The organism is Thalassobacillus sp. CUG 92003 (assembly GCF_013618635.1).
In the GTDB taxonomy this organism is placed as follows: domain Bacteria; phylum Bacillota; class Bacilli; order Bacillales; family Halobacillaceae; genus CUG-92003.
This window is the reverse complement of the sequence record NZ_JABLSJ010000006.1, coordinates 39,461-60,137: the sequence shown is the minus strand read 5'-3', so window position 1 is coordinate 60,137 and position 20,677 is coordinate 39,461. Positions and strand designations below refer to the sequence as shown.

At 43.3% G+C, this 20,677-nt stretch carries 22 protein-coding genes and 1 pseudogene; 12 read left to right on the top strand and 11 right to left on the bottom strand.

Annotation, left to right across the window (positions count from 1 at the left end; genetic code table 11):
• The first annotated feature begins 7 nt into the window (after positions 1–7).
• Positions 8–223, top strand: coding sequence for a hypothetical protein (locus tag HOP45_RS10600; RefSeq protein WP_181349268.1), 216 nt, complete (start codon positions 8–10; stop codon positions 221–223).
• 96 nt (positions 224–319) lie between these two features.
• Here HOP45_RS10600 and wrbA read toward each other — a convergent pair whose 3' ends face one another.
• Positions 320–931, bottom strand: a complete 612-nt coding sequence (gene wrbA, locus HOP45_RS10595) for an NAD(P)H:quinone oxidoreductase type IV (RefSeq protein WP_181349267.1) — start codon at positions 929–931, stop codon at positions 320–322.
• A 513-nt stretch (positions 932–1,444) separates the two neighbouring features.
• Here wrbA and HOP45_RS10590 point away from each other — a divergent pair.
• Both HOP45_RS10590 and HOP45_RS10585 read left to right on the top strand, forming a co-directional pair.
• Complete coding sequence (locus tag HOP45_RS10590; protein ID WP_181349266.1) at positions 1,445–1,687, top strand: IDEAL domain-containing protein; 243 nt, start codon at positions 1,445–1,447, stop codon at positions 1,685–1,687.
• A gap of 294 nt (positions 1,688–1,981) precedes the next feature.
• Complete coding sequence (locus HOP45_RS10585; RefSeq protein WP_181349467.1) at positions 1,982–2,770, top strand: M15 family metallopeptidase; 789 nt, start codon at positions 1,982–1,984, stop codon at positions 2,768–2,770.
• Between the two features lie 62 nt (positions 2,771–2,832).
• On the opposite strand, the gene HOP45_RS10580 is transcribed toward HOP45_RS10585, so the two are convergent.
• Complete coding sequence (locus HOP45_RS10580) at positions 2,833–3,453, bottom strand: NAD(P)-dependent oxidoreductase (protein ID WP_181349265.1); 621 nt, start codon at positions 3,451–3,453, stop codon at positions 2,833–2,835.
• Between the two features lie 111 nt (positions 3,454–3,564).
• On the opposite strand from HOP45_RS10580, the gene HOP45_RS10575 reads away from it, so the two are divergent.
• A complete protein-coding gene (locus HOP45_RS10575; protein WP_181349264.1) occupies positions 3,565–4,860 on the top strand; it encodes an MFS transporter in 1,296 nt (431 codons plus the stop codon).
• A gap of 48 nt (positions 4,861–4,908) precedes the next feature.
• Here HOP45_RS10575 and HOP45_RS10570 read toward each other — a convergent pair whose 3' ends face one another.
• Positions 4,909–5,826, bottom strand: a complete 918-nt coding sequence (locus tag HOP45_RS10570) for a zinc dependent phospholipase C family protein (RefSeq protein WP_181349263.1) — start codon at positions 5,824–5,826, stop codon at positions 4,909–4,911.
• A 409-nt stretch (positions 5,827–6,235) separates the two neighbouring features.
• Here HOP45_RS10570 and fumC point away from each other — a divergent pair, with 409 nt between their 5' ends.
• Positions 6,236–7,624 (top strand): class II fumarate hydratase, encoded by a 1,389-nt coding sequence (gene fumC / locus HOP45_RS10565; protein WP_181349262.1) that lies wholly within the window; start codon positions 6,236–6,238, stop codon positions 7,622–7,624.
• An 84-nt stretch (positions 7,625–7,708) separates the two neighbouring features.
• On the top strand, positions 7,709–7,918 hold the full coding sequence (locus HOP45_RS10560) for an alpha/beta-type small acid-soluble spore protein (RefSeq protein ID WP_181349261.1): 210 nt from the start codon (positions 7,709–7,711) through the stop codon (positions 7,916–7,918).
• A gap of 139 nt (positions 7,919–8,057) precedes the next feature.
• Here HOP45_RS10560 and HOP45_RS10555 read toward each other — a convergent pair whose 3' ends face one another.
• The 3 genes from HOP45_RS10555 to HOP45_RS10545 all read right to left on the bottom strand — a co-directional run bounded on the left by HOP45_RS10555 (position 8,058) and on the right by HOP45_RS10545 (position 10,497).
• Positions 8,058–9,155: an ABC transporter ATP-binding protein gene (locus HOP45_RS10555; RefSeq protein ID WP_181349260.1), complete on the bottom strand. Its 1,098-nt coding sequence runs from the start codon at positions 9,153–9,155 to the stop codon at positions 8,058–8,060.
• A 125-nt stretch (positions 9,156–9,280) separates the two neighbouring features.
• The gene (locus HOP45_RS10550) at positions 9,281–10,189 is read right to left on the bottom strand and encodes a PucR family transcriptional regulator (protein ID WP_181349259.1); all 909 of its coding nucleotides are present in this window, start codon (positions 10,187–10,189) and stop codon (positions 9,281–9,283) included.
• Positions 10,190–10,335: 146 nt separating this feature from the next.
• Positions 10,336–10,497 (bottom strand): hypothetical protein, encoded by a 162-nt coding sequence (locus tag HOP45_RS10545; protein WP_181349258.1) that lies wholly within the window; start codon positions 10,495–10,497, stop codon positions 10,336–10,338.
• Positions 10,498–10,625: 128 nt separating this feature from the next.
• Here HOP45_RS10545 and HOP45_RS10540 point away from each other — a divergent pair, with 128 nt between their 5' ends.
• The 3 genes and pseudogenes from HOP45_RS10540 to HOP45_RS21120 all read left to right on the top strand — a co-directional run bounded on the left by HOP45_RS10540 (position 10,626) and on the right by HOP45_RS21120 (position 13,824).
• Entirely contained in the window at positions 10,626–11,762 is a 1,137-nt protein-coding gene (locus HOP45_RS10540) for a DUF445 domain-containing protein (RefSeq protein WP_181349257.1), read from the top strand.
• Between the two features lie 88 nt (positions 11,763–11,850).
• Positions 11,851–12,216, top strand: a complete 366-nt coding sequence (locus HOP45_RS10535) for a YlbF/YmcA family competence regulator (protein WP_181349256.1) — start codon at positions 11,851–11,853, stop codon at positions 12,214–12,216.
• A 332-nt stretch (positions 12,217–12,548) separates the two neighbouring features.
• Positions 12,549–13,824: pseudogene (locus HOP45_RS21120) on the top strand (IS110 family RNA-guided transposase).
• Positions 13,825–14,299: 475 nt separating this feature from the next.
• Here HOP45_RS21120 and HOP45_RS10525 read toward each other — a convergent pair.
• From HOP45_RS10525 to HOP45_RS10510, 4 genes are all read right to left on the bottom strand, one after another.
• Positions 14,300–15,049 carry an ABC transporter permease gene (locus HOP45_RS10525; protein WP_181349255.1) on the bottom strand — a complete coding sequence of 250 codons (750 nt, stop codon included), beginning with the start codon at positions 15,047–15,049 and terminating at the stop codon, positions 14,300–14,302.
• Positions 15,039–15,812 carry an ABC transporter ATP-binding protein gene (locus HOP45_RS10520; protein ID WP_181349254.1) on the bottom strand — a complete coding sequence of 258 codons (774 nt, stop codon included), beginning with the start codon at positions 15,810–15,812 and terminating at the stop codon, positions 15,039–15,041. The genes HOP45_RS10525 and HOP45_RS10520 overlap by 11 nt, the downstream gene beginning before the upstream one ends.
• Positions 15,813–16,096: 284 nt before the next feature.
• The gene (locus HOP45_RS10515) at positions 16,097–16,435 is read right to left on the bottom strand and encodes a DUF1048 domain-containing protein (protein ID WP_181349253.1); all 339 of its coding nucleotides are present in this window, start codon (positions 16,433–16,435) and stop codon (positions 16,097–16,099) included.
• 19 nt (positions 16,436–16,454) lie between these two features.
• On the bottom strand, positions 16,455–16,772 hold the full coding sequence (locus HOP45_RS10510; RefSeq protein ID WP_181349252.1) for a PadR family transcriptional regulator: 318 nt from the start codon (positions 16,770–16,772) through the stop codon (positions 16,455–16,457).
• 337 nt (positions 16,773–17,109) lie between these two features.
• Between HOP45_RS10510 and HOP45_RS10505 the strand changes: the two genes are divergently transcribed.
• Positions 17,110–17,880, top strand: coding sequence for an enoyl-CoA hydratase (locus tag HOP45_RS10505; protein WP_181349251.1), 771 nt, complete (start codon positions 17,110–17,112; stop codon positions 17,878–17,880).
• Positions 17,881–17,958: 78 nt separating this feature from the next.
• Here the strand turns inward: HOP45_RS10505 and HOP45_RS10500 are convergent, their stop codons facing one another.
• Entirely contained in the window at positions 17,959–18,144 is a 186-nt protein-coding gene (locus HOP45_RS10500) for a YhzD family protein (RefSeq protein WP_181349250.1), read from the bottom strand.
• A gap of 141 nt (positions 18,145–18,285) precedes the next feature.
• On the opposite strand from HOP45_RS10500, the gene HOP45_RS10495 reads away from it, so the two are divergent.
• Together HOP45_RS10495 and HOP45_RS10490 are read left to right on the top strand one after the other, a co-directional pair.
• A complete protein-coding gene (locus HOP45_RS10495; protein WP_181349249.1) occupies positions 18,286–19,185 on the top strand; it encodes an ABC transporter ATP-binding protein in 900 nt (299 codons plus the stop codon).
• The gene (locus HOP45_RS10490) at positions 19,178–20,437 is read left to right on the top strand and encodes an ABC transporter permease (RefSeq protein ID WP_181349248.1); all 1,260 of its coding nucleotides are present in this window, start codon (positions 19,178–19,180) and stop codon (positions 20,435–20,437) included. The genes HOP45_RS10495 and HOP45_RS10490 overlap by 8 nt, the downstream gene beginning before the upstream one ends.
• Positions 20,438–20,677: the final 240 nt, after the last annotated feature.

Sequence of the window (20,677 nt, the reverse complement as noted above, 5' to 3'; positions counted from 1 at the left end):
GGACCAATTGACTCAGGAACGTATAATTATCGAAGGAGTAGTGGAAGGCATGAAGTTTTCCAAGACAATGACAGTTGCCCTGGATCCTGAAACTGAATCAATTGAAGATGCCATCATTCGTTTTTTTAATAGTCAAGTCCATTCATTTGAAGAACTCGCAGTAAGCAGAGGGTGGAAAGAAAGCTACTGGACGTACCCCCTTGAAGATGGCTTAGCCTTGTAACGATAATTTCGCGTTTTTGAAAAGAAGCTTAAACCTTCAAAAAATATGATGACGATGAAAAGCCGCTTCCAAGGTGGAAGCGGCTTTTACTGTCATTCATTCACCTGCTACAATTCGAGCGGTCACATCAACAGTGCGTTTGGCCTGGTGACGGACAGCGGCTTCTACATCTTCTTGCATATTGCCTTCTCCGTCTACGCTGACGCTTGTCCCATAAGGGTTGCCACCACCCACAAAGATGGAGTTATCCGTATAACCTGGCGATACGACGATAGCTCCCCAGTGGAACATGCTTGTATAAAGGTTCAATAATGTGGCTTCCTGGCCGCCGTGTGAATTCTGAGCTGAGGTCATGCCGCTTACCACTTTATTGACCAGTTTACCTTGCCCCCATAATCCACCTGCCATATCGAGCACCTGTTTCATTTGAGCTGGCAAGTTTCCAAAACGGGTGGGTACGCTGAAGATATATCCGTCAGCCCAATCTAATACATCATTCGTCACTTCAGGCACGACATCTTTTGTTGCTTCATAGTGATCTTTCCAAGCAGGATTTTCTGCAATGGCTGCTTCTGGCGCAAGCTCTGGAGCTCGGACCAGCTTGACTTCGGCCCCAGTTTGTTCGGCTGAATCGGCTGCCCATTTAGCCATTTTGTAATTGGTACCAGTTGAACTGTAATAAATGACAGCTAACTTAACATTTGCCATATGAATCTCTCCTTCTCTTAAGTAAGTTTTCCCAACGGAATGTATCTATTCCGACTGGATACACAAAAATGCTATACCCTTGCTATAAATCATTCAAACTAAAGAATCTTTAATTCAAGATAAGTAACGTTCATAACCGTTTTTGAGGGATGCGGTAAATGGTTTGCTTACCGCGGGAGCGATACGGTCTCATCCTGCTTTTAAAACTGAAGGGGGCAAATATGAAACGGCAACACTGAAATTTTACGGAGATAAAAAATAATGGATCGACCCCCGTAAGCATCGATTGACACACGTATAGTATAGTGAAAAACTTAAATCTCTCCCTATAACGAAGGCCGTCCTCATAAGTGGGGGCGGCCTTCAGTTATTATGCTTATTTCCAAAAAATAACTCTCGTTACGGGTTTACAATTGAGAAAATAGGGAATTATATAACTAAATATTCAGAATATTGTTGCGTATTTCAAGAAAATACGGCATAATGAAAAAAAGCATTTAGGGGGGTTGCTCAATGAAGCAACAAAAAATTAATTATGTATTACGTCGTGACCCTGAATTCAGAAATCAAGTCATTGCAGCAAAACGGGAATTGTCTTATGGAATACAACTTGCCTCGCGACTGCTTCTGGACGAAATGTGCTTTAGGTTTAACAAGCAACGCTTAGACGCACAAATCAATGATACTCTCGAAAATGAAGATAGAGAGACATTTGAACGTCTAAGTAAGATATACGATCCGTTCACCCGAGAGTGAATAAGTTTTGAATAATTGAACGTTTAAAAGGTCTGGTCCTGTTATACTCTATCCTTATGCCATATGAACATGGGGTTCACTGGTGGAGGGAAGAGTCGGGGCTGGATTTTTTTGTGTTTTTTCAGTTGACCAATTAACCCACCATCTAGAGCAATTAAGCCAAATTGGTTTTGACACCAACGCTGGCGTTTGGAGGGTTAGAAGGTGATCATGGGGCAACATGACTTTTTTACGGTTTCTATTCAAAAGTGTTATAGTAAAGATATAAAATTTTAGGAGAGGGACTTGGCAGCAATGAGATATTCATACGTCATACATCTAGTCATGGTGTTCCTGATAATACTGGCCGGGTGTTCTGACCCCGCTGGGGATGAAGACCGAACAGGGGAAGATAATGATGGACATGATACAAGCCTGGAAAAAAAAGAACAGGGAGACGAGGAGCCTTCTGCTGGGGAAGCATCTGAGGGAAGTGGAGAAAATGATGGCCTGATTACAGTCGAGGAGCCAGCAAGTACAAACGTAGTCGTCAATAAAAGCCGCAAGCTCCCGGACGGTTACACACCACCTGACCTGGTTGTGCCGGACGTGGCGTTTTATTTCGATGAATTTCATCCTAAAAAACAAATGCGTAAAGAAGCTGCCCGTGAGTTGGAATCCTTATTTCAAGGAGCAAAAGAAGCAGGCGTTGATCTTGTTGCTGCCTCAGGTTATCGGTCTTATGAGCGTCAGAAAAAAATTTATCAGGATAATGTAGATAAACGAGGCAAAGAAGAGGCGAATAAGGTCTCCGCTCAACCTGGCACAAGCGAACACCAAACGGGTCTCGCCATGGACGTCTCAAGTGCGGAAGTAGCCTTTAAACTAGTCGAGGATTTCAATCAGACAGAAGAGGGAGCATGGCTTGAACAGAACGCTTATCGTTATGGATTTGTTATTCGCTACCCAGAAGGCAAAACCGAGATAACGGGCTACTCATATGAACCCTGGCATCTTCGTTATGTTGGCCGGGACGTAGCAGCGGATATTCATGAACAAAACGAAACGCTAGAAGAATATTTCGGTTTCTACCCGAAAGAATAATGGCACTAAAGGGACTGCAGGCTGGAAGGCAATGACGAAACCTTTCCAGCCTGCAGCCTTTTTTAGTAACAGATTCCCACCCTGTGGTAAATGAGTTGTTCATACAATAATTCATGATAAGCGAATCTTGCTGTGTCTCCGACTGTAATTTTTTCGCCCTGTTCGGGTAAAAAATCCTCTTCATGTCTGACGTTGCCGTGTTCCTCACCGCTAGGCAGATAGGTCGGACAAATAATCGTCCATTTTAACTGACTGTTCTGCAGAGCCTTATAGGCTTTTAAATGTTCTTTGGCAGCAAACGTCGATTTCCGTTTGGATTCTCGCGTTTCAAACCGGTATTTTCCTGTTTCGGAGCGGCTGTCTAAAATCCCGGCTGTGCCGATTGTAACAATCCTGGTTATGTGAAAATTCTCCATTGCCCTTATGATGACGGGTACCCCAGTTGAAAGCGTGTCCGTTTTATCTGTCCCAAGAGAGCTGAAAACCATGTCGCTATTTTGCATTGTTTTTTCTACAGATTCGCGATTTTTGACATCGCCCTCAACCAACTCGATGTCGGGATATTTTTCTTCGATAGCTTGTTTATCCCTAACCAAGGCGATCACCTCATGCCCATCCTCACGTGCAAGTTCTATAAAACGTTGACCGACACGGCCTGTTCCGCCGAATACAGCAATTCTCATTGGATCACCTCTTTATTGAAAATATGTAAAAGCTTTCAAAAAACAAACATGTTCATAAATTTATTTGCTATGCTTAGTATAAACGATGTGAATTGAAATTGGGGGAAGAAAATGAAAAATAAGCCGGTAATGAGCTGGGTATTGTATGATTTTGGTAATTCCGCCTTTGCAACTACAATTATGGCTGCCGTTCTTCCAATATTCTATTATGATGTAGCGGCTTCAGGCTTGAATGATTCATTAGCCACGAGCTACTGGGGGTATTCCCAATCTATAGCGGTGCTGATTGTAGCTGTTTTGGCACCTATTCTGGGGGCGATCAGTGATTATTCTGCTGCTAAAAAGAAGTTTTTAATGTTTTTTGCATTCATGGGGATGGTAGCCAGCATTCTCCTCGCTTTAGTAGGAGAAGGAGAGTATATACTTGCTTCTATATTAATGGTCCTCGGTACGATTGGATATTCAGGGGGGAACGTATTTTACGATGCTTTTCTTCCGGAAGTGTCAGATGAAAAGTCAATCGATCGCATTTCAGCCTGGGGATTTGCGTTCGGCTATATTGGAGGCGGTATATTACTGGCGGTCAATCTGTTGATGATCATGAAGTTTGAATGGTTCGGGTTTCCGAGCCGTACATTTGCGACGCAAATGTCGTTCGTATCAGTCGGGATATGGTGGTTCATCTTTTCCATTCCTTTGTTCAAAAATATTTTTGAAGAGAAGAAATCACTCCCTCGGAAACAAGGATCTATTGTGCGAATCGGGTTTAAACGAGTCACACGTACATTCAAAGAAATCAACCAATACAAGCAATTGCTTATTTTCCTGATTGCGTTCTGGCTCTATAATGACGGCATCTCCACCATCATTAAGATGGCTACCATTTATGGGCGTGAGATTGGAATTGATAGTAACGCGTTAATCATCGCTTTGCTGATTACACAATTTGTTGGCATTCCATTTGCGTTTTTCTTTGGCTGGCTTGCCGACAAAGTAACGGCCAAGCGAGCTTTGACATTTGCTTTGTTCATGTATATTGCGATCGTAGTCCTGGGTTACTTTATGAGCAGCGCGCTTCACTTTTATTTATTGGCTACATGCGTTGGATTTGTTCAAGGTGGCGCTCAATCATTAAGCCGCTCTATTTTTGGAAAAATGGTACCCGGCGATCGCCATGCTGAATTTTATGGATTCTACGGTATTTCAGCCAAATTTGCAGCTATTTTTGGACCGTTTATGTTCGCATTAGTTGGTCAATTGACAGGTTCGAGCCGATACGGCATTCTATCGTTATTACTGTTCTTTATAGTAGGCATCATCTTATTGCAACGCGTTGATATCGACAAAGGCATTAAAGAAGCGGACGCCAAAACGGACCCCGATCAAGAAGTCCATATTTATACGTAATAAAGCATCACCAGTCTAAGCGGGCTGGTGATGCTTTATGATAGAGGACTATACGATAGGCTCGCTGAATTGGTTGACTTGATTAGAGGCTAATGGTTCACCGGTATCATAGGATATGTGCCCAATTAATGTTTCGATGTCTCGCAGATTAGTGTGAGGTTGATCTTGCCAATAGTTCATGATCGCTTCTACGGTGATAATGGCTTCATTTCGTGCTTGCTCAAACAGCGTTAAAAATGAAGCTGTAAAAGGCTCCTTTGTCGCTGAATGGAGCCACTCCTGCTCGCGTTCATTTAAAAAATCGTGATGATTCGTAACGGGTTGATGTGAAAATGAGGAAATGTAGTAACCGATCATCTTATTTTTCCATCCGGAAGGGTCGAACATTATTTTTAATGCTCTTTTCATGTCCCGGTAAGATGCTTGAATATAGTCGCCCGGCATCCTGGAAGCATGGTCCGGATAATGAGTTTTAATACGTTTATCAATTCGATTGAATAAATCATTTTCCATGGTTGGACCTACGTCAATTTCGGTGAACACCGGCACTTCCCATGTATTGATGTTACGGAATCGTTGCATGAGAAGCGTATCAATAATAACTTCCAGCTCCTGATGTTTACTCCCTTCGTAACCAGCTCGGTAATGAATGTAAGGGTGTGTCTTCCGATCTAAGAAATGATGCGTGACAAATCCAATGATATAGGCTTGTGCTGATGTAGAGGCCGTACGTCCTGCTTGAATCAGATCGATTAAGAACGAGCCACAGTTTTCTGTGTGAAGGAGTTCGCCTAAATCACTGACGGGGGAACTTTTCATAAATGGCCAGAAATGATAATAAAAAAAAGGATCAGGGCCTTGTGACCCTAAGTTGAAATAAGGAGTTTCATGCTGATAGGAGGGAGTCGCTCCGACTCCCTCCATGACATCTTCACACAATAGAATGTGGGTCCACACGTTAGGCATTTTTTTCACCTCAGAGAAATCACTTTCATTTATTATAAATGATTTTCTCGGTCGTGGCAGTTAAAAAAAGAAACCGTTCACATAAAAAAAGGGACCTCTTACAGGTCCCGATCATCACTACCACAAACCATTTACCCAATTAGAAGATCAAGCTAAAAACACTACAAGACGCTTCGTTCATCCCTCCTTTTGTCTTAAGCTATGTAGTTCTTTCAGCCTCCTTTCTTCCTGTTACACGTATTATATACTTTAATCAGAAAAGTGTAAATAGTCTGACATTAATTTTTCTGAAAAATTTCTGTTTTTTTATCTTTTTTTGTCAACGTTATGATGACTGGATGATGATTGTTCTCAGTATAGTTGGTACAATAAACGAGGAGAGACTTTTAAGGTGAAAGGGAGGATATACATGGAGTATCGTATCGAAAAAGATACATTAGGCGAAATGAAGGTACCGAAAGAAAAATACTGGGCAGCTCAAACCCAGCGCAGTAAAGAGAATTTCCCTATTGGACATGAACAGATGCCTGCTGAAGTTATTGAAGGCTTTGCTATCCTTAAAAAGAGTGCAGCTAAGGCTAACAGTGAACTGGGTTTATTGGACAAGGAAAAGGCCGACGCCATTGGTTATGCAGCTGACCTGATTGTCTCAGGCGAATTGGAGGAGCATTTTCCATTAGTGGTTTGGCAGACTGGAAGCGGTACGCAGTCTAACATGAATGTGAACGAAGTGATCGCTTATGTAGGGACTGAATGGTTGCAAAACAAAGGAAGCGAGCTCGTTCTTCACCCGAACGATGATGTCAATAAATCACAAAGCTCCAATGATACTTATCCGACTGCTATGCATGTCGCTGCTGTAAGAAAAGTCGAAAATGACGTCTTACCTGCTTTGATTCAGCTGAAAGACACACTTAAAGTAAAAATGGACGCGTTCGATGAGATTGTTAAAATTGGGCGTACGCATCTGCAGGATGCCACGCCTTTGACATTGGGACAAGAAATCAGCGGTTGGCACCGCATGTTAGAGAAGACTGAAAATATGATCTTGAACAGCCTTCCCCACGTTAAGGAACTAGCGATCGGCGGAACGGCTGTAGGAACAGGCTTAAATGCTCACCCTGATTTTTCTGAGATGGTCTGCAAACACATCAATGAAGAAACGGGCAAGAATTTCATCTCTGCACCGAACAAGTTTCATTCACTGACCTCACATGATGAACTTGTCTATGCTCATGGCGCTTTAAAAGCGCTCGCGGCTGACTTGATGAAAATTGCGAATGATGTAAGGTGGCTGGCAAGTGGCCCGCGCTGCGGCATTGGTGAAATTACGATTCCTGCCAATGAACCAGGTAGTTCCATCATGCCTGGGAAGGTCAATCCTACGCAAAGTGAAGCCGTTACGATGGTAGCAGCTCAAATTATGGGGAACGATGCGTCCATCGGCTTTGCCGCAAGCCAAGGTAATTTTGAATTGAATGTCTTTAAGCCTGTCATCGCTTATAATTTCTTGCAATCCTCACAATTGTTAGCTGATAGTATGCAATCTTTTGATGAACGTTGCGTGCGAGGATTGGAACCTAATCATGAGCAGATCGAACAATATCTTAAAGATTCGTTAATGCTGGTAACTGCTTTAAATCCTCATATCGGTTATGAAAATGCGGCTAAAATCGCAAAGACCGCGTTCGAACGCAATCAAACCCTTAAACAAACAGCGGTCGAATTGGATATGCTTACAGAAGCTCAATTTGAAGAATGGGTGAATCCGAAAGCGATGACGAAACCGAGTGATTAATATTACCTAAAATTACCATTAACTTCTTGTGATTGCTTTTTAAATTGTGGGTCATACTACAATTACACAGGAGGTGAATACAACATGGCTAACAACAACTCTCAAAACCAATTAGTTGTCCCTGGTGTACAACAAGCACTTGACCAAATGAAATACGAAATCGCTCAAGAATTCGGTGTACAACTTGGTGCTGATTCTACTTCCCGTTCTAACGGTTCAGTAGGAGGAGAGATCACTAAGCGTCTTGTTCAAATGGCTGAACAACAATTCGGTGGTCAACAACAACAAAAATAAATAATGATAGCAAGGAGGAGGAATGGTGCGCCATTCCTCCTTTTTCTATGGATTTAAATCTTAGATTTAATTATATAAGTGCTGCTGCATAAAAAAAGCGAAATGCCCAATCATAATTGGACATTTCGCGGGAATATATTTATTTGACCCGTTCTTCAGTCTCATTATCGAAGAAATGGGCCTTGTTCATATCAAGGGCAAGTTCTATGGTGTCTCCGCCATTAACTTCAGAGCGAGCGTCCACGCGCGCAATAAATTCCTGATCGTTTACTCTTGAGTATAAATAGGATTCTGAGCCCATCAGTTCTGCAACTTCTACATGAGCATCAATTTTTGATCCCTGATTGGCGCTGATGAATACAGGCTCATCATGAATATCCTCAGGTCTAATTCCCAGTGTGATATCTTTATCAACATAATTCTGATCGCGCAAGACTTTCATCTTGCCTTCCGGTACCTCCAACGTTGCATCGGATAATTCGATGTGGCCTTCTCTTAAAGTGCCATACAGGAAATTCATAGCTGGAGAGCCAATAAAGCCTCCTACAAACATGTTTTCTGGTCTATCATATACTTCCTTTGGTGCACCCATCTGTTGGATGAGCCCATCCTTCATGACAACCAATCTTGAGGCCATCGTCATCGCCTCTGTTTGGTCGTGCGTGACGTAAATGGTAGTCGTTTGCAAGCGTTGGTGCAGTTTTTGGATTTCGGCTCTCATTTGCACTCTGAGCTTGGCATCCAAGTTAGAGAGTGGCTCGTCCATTAAGAAAACCTTAGCATCCCGTACAATAGCTCGTCCTAACGCAACACGCTGACGCTGCCCCCCGGACAGGGCTTTCGGTTTTCTGTCCAGCAATGCTTCAAGTCCGAGGATTTGGGCAGCATCTTGAACGCGACGGTCGATTTCTTTTTTATCCATTTTACGCAGTTTCAAACCAAACGCCATATTGTCATAAACATTCATATGGGGGTATAAGGCATAATTTTGAAATACCATCGCAATGTCTCTATCTTTTGGCGCTACATCGTTCATACGTTTACCGTCAATGTCAAAAACGCCTTCAGTAATATCCTCGAGTCCTGCAATCATACGCAAGGTCGTTGATTTTCCGCACCCTGAAGGGCCAACAAAGACAATAAACTCTTTATCTTGAATATCCAGGTTAAAGTCCTCTACGGCGACGACATCTTTGTCGTAGACTTTCTTGATTTGATCCAGCTTCAATTCTGCCACAATGATTCCTCCTATAATGTGAAATCGCTTTCTTAAGTATGGTTCTTAGTGTAGCTCATCGCTTTCTAAACGTAAATGGACGACCTGCACAAAGATCAAAGTAGGATTTGTGCAGGTCGTCCATATTAATGATGTTCGATTTGCAGAATGGCCAGGTAGGCGGTGAGGGCTTCGTCAAATTGCCGGACATCAATGCCGGTTTTCTCGATGAATTTATCAATTCGATATTGCAGGCTGTTGCGATGCATATACAATTCTTTAGCAGCGAGTGTGGTATTAAAGTTACATTGGATGAATGCTTTAATGGTTTGAAGTAACTCGGTATCATCCGAAACAGGTCCTAAGACAGTTTTGATGATATACGTTCTGGTCTCTTCCGGGAGCTGATCAAGGTAGAAATAAGGAAGAACATCAATAAATGTGGTGACATGTTTGCGTAAATAACGCGTGGACATCTCATATCCATGTTGAGTGATGGAAAAAGCATGGGCTGCTTCAGCTAGATCGAAATGGAATTCTCCAATGTGGACATGAAGCTTAATATAAAAATCGCTCATCAGCACATCGATCATGTTTTCAAAGGAGATCGGGTCATCTTCAGTGCGGTCTAGTTCTTCTATGATGACGCCCAGATGAGGGGTTTCCCATAATATCGGCATTTCCTTAGGAAAAAGGCTTTGTATGGCTTCGTAAAAACCCGTTACATCTAAGGTCAATTCAGTGAGCGAGAAGAAAATGAAGCGGTATGCAGCCGGTTGGTCTTCCCACCAGACATCGCCCCTTCCATCAGATGCGGAGATCAGTTTTCGCCATGCTTGAGCACGGTCTGATGCTACACCACTTTCCGGGTTGCAGGGTGTAAGGAATATGTTGAGCATCTCACGTTCACGTTCCGACAATTCCTGTTGGTTGATTCCGATTATGGTGTGGTCCTCTGTAAAAAACCATGACAAATCATGGTGGTGATACGTGTGAAATGGCTCCCAAACGGTTAAAGAAGGGTAAAGTTGTTTTAATCGCTGGATATCGTTCATGGGTCTCTTCCTTTACGTGAAATTATCTTTCATTATAACAATAATGACATGATTAACAATGGAAGAAGTGGGAGTGGGACATCGCTGACACGTGTTAAAGCCGGGGCTGATTGTCGGCTGCCCCGGCTTTAAGGTACCAGAAGAGGTTACTCCTCTTCTGGAATGGGATGTGTTTCACCTATTTGCTCTCGTCCATAGGTCAACCGGACTGTCCCTCCGGCCATACCTTCGTTGATCATTCGATCAACATCGAGTTCAAGCTTATTTTTTCCTTCCGGGGCCTGGTGGGATAAGCGATTTTTTTTCACAAGTGGACACCTCCTTACAGCTAGGCTTCCCAAAAATAATCCATGCGTTGAAAGCCAATATTTACTAATGATAAGGTGAAGAACATTAAATAAATCAAGCGGTCGCTGGAATCGGAAAGGGTGATGGTATGAACGCAGTAATGTTGATCGGGCTAATGTTTTTTATAGGTGCTTTAATTGGGGGAGTGACGAACTCGTTAGCTATTCGGATGTTGTTTCGCCCTTTCCAGGCAAAATATATGGGTAACTTTCGACTTCCCTTTACACCAGGGTTAATACCGAAGCGCCAGAAAGAATTGGCCGAGCAATTAGGTAGAATGGTTGTTCAGCATTTATTAACGGCTGAAGGGCTACGGAAAAAACTGAAACATTCAGATTTTCAAGAGCAACTCGTAAACTGGGGGCAGGATGAACTTGAACACGTATTGAACAGAGAAGAGTCGGCAGAGGAAATGCTTGCCCGCTTCAATGTCGATGTGTCTAAAGAAGAGATTGAAAAGAAGTTGGCTTCCTGGGTGGAAGAAAGATATGAAACCACAATGAAAGAGTGGCGCCATCATACTGTTAAAGAGATGCTTCCAGAGCACTTGCAAATGAAAGCTCAACATGGCATTGCAACGCTCTCTGAACATATTCAGCGCCAATTGAGCGACTATCTTAATAGCCAGGAAGGACGCATGAAAATTTCCGCCCTCATTGAAAATTACTTACAGGAGCGGGGAGTATTCGGAAGTATGATTTCGTCATTCGTGAGTCCTGAGAACATGACAGATCGTATTCATCCGGCCATTTTGCAATACGTCAATGCCGGTGAAACACGTGAATGGTTGCACGAACTGCTGACCAATGAATGGCAGGTGTGGCTCAATAAACCTATTGGCGAAATAGAGAGAAAAATCGGAGCTGATACGATTTCTAGTACGTTAGGTGTCCAGGTTGCAAACGTGTTGCCCATTAATGACTGGTTGAACCGTTCAGTAGCAGATTGGACGAAACCGTACCGGAACGTGATTCTTCAACAAGGTTTTCCAGTATTGGTGGATCAATTCATCAATCTTCTATCCGACCGCATCGAACAAATTATGGACAATCTTCATTTGTCCACCATCGTTCAAGAAGAAGTGGAATCTTTCTCTGTTGAGCGTCTCGAGGACATGGTGCTAGGCATTTCTCGGCGCGAATTCAAAATGATCACGTTCTTAGGAGCTTTATTAGGGGGAATGATTGGTATCATCCAAGGTATTCTTGTTATGTTTATCGGTTAGATTTGTTTAACGCTATACAGAAGGTTACTCGTTTGTTATAGTGGGTAAGGGTTAAGAGAAGGTAAAAAATTTAGGAGGTTTATCAATAATGGCAAACATTTATGATCATGCATATGATTTAGAAAAAGCAATCCGCACGAGTGATGAATTCACTTCTTTGAAAGAAGCTTATGAAAAAGTGATGAGTGATGAATCTGCCAAACAGATGTTTGACAACTTCCGCCAAACTCAGATTGACTTGCAGCAAAAGCAAATGCAAGGCGAAGAAATCTCTGAGGAAGAAGTTGAACAAGCTCGAAAAGTCGTTGAAACAGTTCAGCAGCATCCTGAGATTTCTAAGCTTATGGAACAGGAACAGCGCTTAAATACTGTCATTAATGAAGTGAGCCAGATCATCACGAAGCCGTTAGAAGAATTATACGGTGATGAATCTCAAGAAAACCCTGAACAATAAGGTGATTTCTGTTGCTTGCAATCAAAGAAGCGGCAACAAAACGAAATGAAACACAAAAATGCCGAACGATTTGGTAGTGCACCCCGGAAGTTAGAGTAAAAAGTCTAACTTCCGGGGTGTTTTATGACTGCTTCTTCAAAACACTTCGCTTTCCGCGGGCACGGCCTCAGCTTCCTCGAAAAGCAAAGACCGCTTTTCTGCGGGATCTTCGGCTCGCGCTGTTCCCGCAGGAGATTCCTGTGGGATTTAGTAAAGAGGTTCTTGTATAAAAAAAGCCCTCCGTTATGATGCATTTGTACAACCAAATACAAACATCAAAAGGAGGACTCCTCTTGAATCATAATAGGAATAATAAAATAAATCAAATCACCGAAGACTCCCTCATAATCGGGATCGACATCGCTAAGGAAACGCACTATGCCTGCCCCTTGGACGATCGCGGGCGCGAACTACAACGCCCCCTTGGTTTTAGTCAAAGCTTGGAAGGTTTTGAAGACTTTCGGGCAAACGTGGATAAATGGCTTCAACGTCACAAGAAGGGCAGCGTTCTGATCGGGTTTGAACCCACGGGTCATTACTGGATGAATTTTGCTTCCTTCCTGATGGAGGCGGATATTCCTTTCGTGGTCGTCAATCCCATGCACGTCAAGAGAACGAAAGAGTTTGATGATAACCTTCAAACGAAAACCGATCTAAAGGATGCGCGTGTCATTGGCAAACTCGTAGTTAGTGGCTATTTCAGCTACCCCAGGATTCCAGATGGGGTGGAAGCTGAACTGAGAAACGGTTCGTCCATGAAAAGGAAGCTCAAAGAGGAACAGGCACGTCTGAAAAACCAGATGACGGGTTGGTTAGATCAATACTTCCCGGAATTTAAAACGGTTATTAAAGGCTTCGGACAGTTGGCTTGTGCGATTTTAAAGCACACACCGTTTCCCCAAGACCTAATCGATTCAGAGGTAGAAGAACTAGTGCTGATCTATAAAGAAAAAGCAGGTGTACGTTCCCCTGCGAAGAAAAAGATTCAAGAAATGAAGCATGAAGCCACACGCTCCATTGGTCTTACGCAAGGAACAGAGATGGCCCGTTGAAATCGCCACCCTTGTCGACCAATTCCTTCTTGTCGAACGTCGATTAAAAGAGATCGAGACCCGATTGGCCGAATTGGCTTCACAGCTTGAGGAATACGAGCACCTTTTATCCATTCCGGGTATTGGGGAGAACACAGTCATTGAATTACTGGCTGAGACCGGGTCCCTTAAGCAGTACAAGCACCCACGCCAACTCATTAAATTAGCGGGGTTGACACTGCGTGAGAACTCTTCCGGAAAACACGAAGGAGTTAAGGAGATTTCTAAACGCGGGAGGAAACGTCTCAGAAGCCTTCTATATCGTGCCATTTTGCCTTTGATTCAGAATAACAGTGTATTTCAGGAATTGTATCGATACTATACTACTCGCTCCACCAATCCTTTGAAGAATAAGGAAGCTATGGTCGTGCTTTGCGGGAAACTCTTGAAAATCTTTTTTGGTTTATCCCATCACCAGGTTCATTTCAGTGAGGACCGAATGAAACAGGACCTCCTCTGCCTCAAACAGGCCGCGTGAACCACCATTTATCTAACTCATAAGATGACACGGAGAAGCTGGCGCAACGTGAGACGACAGACTACGAGTCCAAGCAGGAGAAATAGGCTGGCCTCTGCCTTATGATGAGACCGAACGAAGAAATGTGGGCGCGCGACGCCAAGAGACATGGGAGGGTACGTCCTCATAAGAAAGCAGAGATCCAGGGTGCATCGTTTAATGTAAAACCAAACCCTGATTCAATTAAGAAACGCAACGCGTAACCATAAATGACTAAATATTGAAGAAAAGGAATATTATTGCATATCGTTGGAGCATAAAAAATTTTTTCAATTGATCAAAACAGCTTATAACCCTTGATGTATCAACTTTTTCGGAGGGAGTCTTCGTGTTTTGACTACGCTAATATAATTTTCTTTGTATTTATGTCCCAATCCTCTACTGAGAAAGAGGTATATGACCGCTTCGTCAAAACACTTCGCTTTCCACGGGCAACCTACCCTAACTGGCGTTTAAATTCTTTGGTGGCGAAGAAGTAAGCGATGACCATGATCCCGACACACCAGGCAAGTGCTGTCCATATACCATCGCCGGCAGTCCCTTCAAACAAAAGAGCACGTATTGTATTCACGATGGAAGTTACGGGCTGATTCTCAGCGAACGCACGGACCAATTTAGGCATGGTTTCGGTAGGGACAAAAGCCGAACTGATAAACGGCAGGAAAATCAGCGGGTACGAGTAGGCAGTCGCTCCTTCCATCGATTTCGCTGTTAAACCAGGAATGACCGCAAGCCATGTCAATGCTAGCGTAAATAGCCCGAGTATGCCAGCGACGACGAGCCAATCCAGGAGCTCAGCACTGGTACGGAAGCCCATTAAGAGCGCAACCAGGATAACCACTACCACAGTAAGGGCATTGGAAACAAGCGAGGTCAATACGTGAGCCCACAATACCGCCGAGCGCTTGATGGGCATGGTAATGAATCGTGACATCAGCCCGCTCTTCACATCATTAAATAGCCTTAAGGAAGTGTAAGCAACGCCGGATGCAATAGCAATCAGCAAGATTCCCGGTAATAAATAATTGACGTAGTTCCCCGTGCCTGTCTCTATGGCGCCACCAAATACATAAACAAAAAGCAAAAGCAGCATAATCGGCGTAATCGCCACGGTAATGATCGTATCCGGGCTGCGCATAATGGTGCGCATTAAACGCCCTAGTAATACCCCTGTTTTACTCTTCATTTATATCTCCTCCTTTTTTGCCGATGATCGAGAGGAAAATGTCCTCCAATGTCGGCTGCTTCTCGATGTACTCCACTTTTGCAGGGGGGAACATCTCCTTCAGTTCGTTAAGGGTTCCGGTCGTGATGATTTTTCCGCCATGCAGGATGGCGATACGGTCCGCAAGTTGTTCAGCTTCCTCTAGATACTGTGTCGTCAACAAGATGGTCGTGCCACTGCCAGCAAGCTCCCTTATGGTAGTCCAGACTTCATTACGCGCTTCGGGGTCAAGCCCTGCCGTCGGTTCGTCGAGAAATATGACTGCAGGAGACCCAATCAGACTCATGGCGATGTCAAGCCGGCGCTTCATTCCCCCTGAATACGTGTCGGCGCGGCGGTTGGCTGCATCGTTCAGGCTGAATTTTGCAAGTAATTGATCAGCAACTTGAGCGGGATTGGAAACATTCCGTAACTTGGCGATCATTATCAGATTTTCCTTGCCCGTGAGCATGCCGTCTAAAGCTGCGAATTGACCAGTCAGGCTGATGCTTTGGCGAACATGATCCGGCTCACGCTGAATGTCAAATCCGCAAACACTTACTTTGCCGCTCTCAGGTTTCATCAGTGTTGAGAGAATGTTAATTGTTGTCGTCTTGCCCGCGCCATTTGAGCCAAGCAATGCGAAAATTTCGCCTCGTTGTACCTCAAAATCCACACCCGTTAGGACTTTCTGAGCTTTAAAAGATTTCGTTAACCCTTTTATAGAAATCGCTGTGTTATTCATTTTTTCCTCCTTATTAAATGCAGCAAGCCCGCATATAGTAGTCACCTTCAGTCAAAGCGCTCCTAATTACCACTAATTTGTTTGACTGATAATCTGTATTACTTATTACTGAGTTAAAAATAAAACTGAATAGCGAAAAGGGCATGTATCTTTGTAGCGTCTATTCAGTCAGTGTTACGTATTCAATTTACTTATCCCTATCGTTTGATTCGATTCATTGCCGAGGTGCTTCCCCGTTTCGTCTAGTGATGTAAAGTAACATCCACGTCATAGGGATTACTGTGTTAGTTACGACCAATCGTATCGTTCAACTTTATACGATATTTGTCCTGCCACGTTTTCTCGTCCTTAACGAGTTCGTCGCAGAAAGCCGCTACATCATCACCTGTAAGCTCAGTGACTTTCTTGTCTTCCGCTGCGCCTTCTTCAAACAGGTCGAGAATGCCGTTAAAGATACGGCTCATGGACCTCCAATCCGTAAGACCGCCAATGGTCCACATATACTTTTGAATCGCTTTGTAAGCGTTGTGATACTCACTTGGAAGTGACTGCGCACGTGCCTCCATAGCTTTCCATTCCCGCTTATCATTCAGGTTTCCGATAATTTTTTCAAAAATACTCATCGTATATCTCCTTTTGATTTTATTTTTTGAGCTCATTAATTTTGCTTGAGACAAATTCCCATTTTTTCCAAAAGGTCGCAAGGTGTTCTTGGCCTGCTTCGTTAAGCGTGTAAAATTTTCTCGGTGGCCCCATAGTGGAGGGCTTTTTCTCGATGTCTACCAGATTGTTCTTCTCTAGTCGCATGGTGATCGTATAAACGGTGCCTTCAACGACATCAGTGAAGCCAAGTTCTCTCAGCTGTTGCGTGATTTCATAGCCGTATGTTTCGCCACGGTTGATGATCTCAAGCACACAGCCCTCGAGCACTCCTTTCAGCATCTCTCTAAAATTATCCAATATTTACCTCCATGTCGCTTTGTTTCCTACTCTGCATGCACAGGTAGTTTGTGTTACTTGTTACTGCTATATAGTAACGCAAGGTACTGTAACTTGTCAAGGTTTAAATTCTTCAAATATAACAGCTCTAACGTTAGCCTAACTTTACAAATAAAGCGGTACAGGACCAAAACGTGATCATGTAACAACGAACAAAAATTAAGTGCGCAAACGATATGACGAACACACACAAGCGTTTTATCAAAATTATGTTCTTTCTGTCGAATAATGCAGGAATTAGGAACAATCAACCCGAAATTACCAATAGAAGATGAGATAAAATGGAAAGGGGATTTCTGTGAGCTATTTTGAGGTTGAACAAAAAGATAATGTCGTTCATTTACGAATTAATCGCGGCGAAAAATATAATGCTTTGAATGCTGAAATGCTCTCTGAATTTGTAGAAGTCATAAGTGAAGTTGAGAAGAACGAAGCTCAAGTCGTCGTCCTGTCAGGTGCCGGTAGTGGTTTTTGCGCAGGTGGCGATATTAGCATGATGGAACAGATTGCACAACCGGAAGCTTTTGATGACGTTATGAAGGATATAGAAAAAATTGTCACGAAGATTTACACCATGCCTAAGGTGGTCATTTCGGCGATTCATGGTCCAGTGGTTGGTTTGGGTTTAAGTATTGCCTTATCAGCTGACTATATAATGGCTGAACCTGACGCAAAAGTGTCGATGAATTTTATTGGCATTGGTTTAGTGCCTGATGGCGGCGGCCATTTTTGGCTTCAGGAGCGTCTCGGCACTCACAAAGCTAAACAATTTGCCTGGAATGGCGAAGAATTACGAGCTAAAGAGGCATTTGATCATCATTTAGTAGATGAGGTGGTCGATGGGGATATTTTTGAAGAAGCTGATGCGTTGGCATTGAAATGGAGTCGACGTCCGCTTAAAGCAATGATTGCAACAAAGCAGATATATCATCAATATGGGACTGCAAAGTTGATGGAATATTTAGAGAAAGAACGGAAAACCCAGTGGGATCTTCGTCAGTCTCACGATCACAAAGAAGGCGTACAGGCTTTTTTTGAAAAAAGAGACCCGGTGTTTAAGGGGTATTAATAAAAGGGTCGCGCCTAGTGAAGGCGCGACCTGATTTTTTCCAAGGTCCTGTAAACCGTTGTTGATTGATCAAATTGGTTAGCGGTGGAATAAAACGAGATGTCCTTCAGGGGCTACACATCGATGTGTTTGGTCCTCATAACCGTGTTCAGCTAATTTAGCTTGACCAATTTTTTTAGCTTGATCATCTGTATCGGCTTCAAACGTGTCATCAAGTATGTTTGTTCCATCTTGCTCAAAAACCGTTAGAAAGTATGTTTTCATATGGATCACTCCCTGAATATGTATTCATTTTTCATCTTACCATAGATCGGTTGAAAGGATATATGAAAAAGTTTTTTCGGGGGGTGAAACTTTTAGTCGTGTTACACGTAATGTTAGAAAGATATGAGAGGAGTAAAGCGAATGACGTTAAAACTCAATCAGGTAACCAAACGTTTTGGCAATTTCACAGCTGTTGATCAACTGAATTTGGAAATTCCAGAAAAACAGATATTTGGTTTTCTGGGAGCTAATGGAGCAGGGAAGACCACTACCTTCCGCATGATTCTGGGATTAATAGATCAAACGGAGGGAGAGATAAGCTGGAACAATGATCGGATTAATTACGATAAGAGTCATTTGATCGGCTATTTGCCAGAAGAACGGGGGCTTTATCCAAAGCTGACCGTTAAAGATCAACTGGTATATCTAGCCAAATTAAGAGGTATGAACAAAATGGATGCTGTTAAAGAACTCGAAGGCTGGCTTGAGAAGTTCAAAGTCCCTGATTACAAAACGAAGAAGGTTGAAGAGCTCTCCAAGGGGAACCAACAGAAAATTCAATTCATTTCGGCTGTCATACATAAACCGAAATTGCTCATATTAGATGAACCTTTCTCAGGTTTGGATCCGGTAAACGTTGAAATGCTAAAATCAGCTGTCATTGAATTGAAGGAAGCGGGAACGTCTATTGTGTTTTCGTCGCACCGTATGGACCATGTTGAAGAGCTTTGTGAACACTTATGCATCTTGCACCATGGAACCCCGGCCGTTCACGGAAAGCTGAAAGAAATCAAGCGGTCATTTGGGAAGAAGAATGTCCGTGTCAAGGCAGATTTTGATGTTGCATTCTTAAAAGATTTAAATGGCGTGACTAAATACAAACCGTCCAGTGAAGGCTGCGATTTGCAGATTGCAAATGAAGAGGTTTCTCAGGACGTTTTGAATGCTTTACAAGGGAAAGGTTTTGTCCGTACGTTTGATTTAGAAGAACCGTCATTAAATGATATTTTTATTGAGAAGGTAGGCGCTTCTTATGAATAAATTCTGGATTATGTTATCGCATACGTATCTGAACCGTGTGAAGACGAAATCCTTTCTAATCGTAACACTGGTGACGCTGGCTTTGATTTTTGCTTTGACCAACTTGCAGACCATCATCGATACGTTTAGTGGAGATGAGGAAACGACGCGAGTGGCTGTGGTGAGTGAAGAGGAAGACATTACAGCGTCACTGCAACAGCAGGTTGCGAATATCGGCCAGGGTGACATGGAACTTGAGTCATTCGAAGGCTCATTGCAAGAGGCTCAGCAAGCGGTTGAAGCTGAGGAGTACGACGCAGTGGTCGACATCTCCTTGAATGATTCCGGGCTTCCGACGGCTACATTTTATGCTGACCAAGTGGCCTCTACAACAACAAGCGATCCTATCCGTCAGGGGTTGCAACAGGTGAAAGTTGCCATGGCTACAGAACAAGCGGGCGTGGATCAGGAAACGGTACAGGAGGTATTTGCGCCCGTTACGTTCAGTAAAGAAGCTTTAGAGGAATCCGCAAAAACCGCTGAAGAACTTGATCAAGCGCGCGGGCTTGTATATATCATGCTTTTCTTTATGTATTTTGCTGTCATGATGTATGGCAGTATGATATCTACTGAAGTGGCTACTGAGAAATCTAGCCGTGTGATGGAGATTCTTATTTCCAGTGTGTCTCCGGTTTCGCAGATGTTTGCTAAAATCGGTGGCATTGCCTTACTTGGGTTGACTCAATTCGGTTTGTTTCTCTTAGCTGGTTATCTCTCATTGCAAGTAGGAGAGACATCGGGCCAGAATGGAGCATTGGAACTATTTAATATTCAAGGAGGGGAGACCGCAACCATTGTTTATGCTGTCATCTTCTTCCTTTTAGGTTACTTGCTTTATGCGACGCTTGCAGCAACACTCGGGTCATTGGTAAGCAGACTTGAAGATGCGCAGCAAGTGGTGGCTCCCATGATGATGCTGATTATCGCGTCATTTCTGATTGCGATGTTCGGACTTGGCATGCCGGATTCGCCTTTTATCGTGGTTACGTCCTTCATCCCGTTTTTCACGCCTTTACTCATGTTTTTACGCGTAGGCATGCTAGAGATTCCTTTTTGGGAAGTTGCGCTTTCCATCGGGCTGCTCGTGGCAACGATTATCGGGCTGGCTATTCTCGGAGCGCGTGTGTACCGGGGAGGTGTGTTGATGTACGGGAAATCCTCCTCATTAAAAGATATCAAGCAAGCCCTGCTCTTATCCAAGAAAGAAAATTAATGCGTCAATATACTTGTATGAGCAGTTTTAAAACAACACGCTGAAAAGAGAAACGCTCCTAACACGATTAACTGGGGGCGTTTCTTTTTTGTTCATTAGCAGGAATAAAGAGATTAATTAATGGCCCATGAAAGAGGGACGCGCCAACCAAACGTCTTGCTGATCCATCCTGATGATTTCCTGTCTAATCCGAAATGCCTCAACTGCGAACGTGCATTCGCCTGTCAGCTTTGGTAAAAT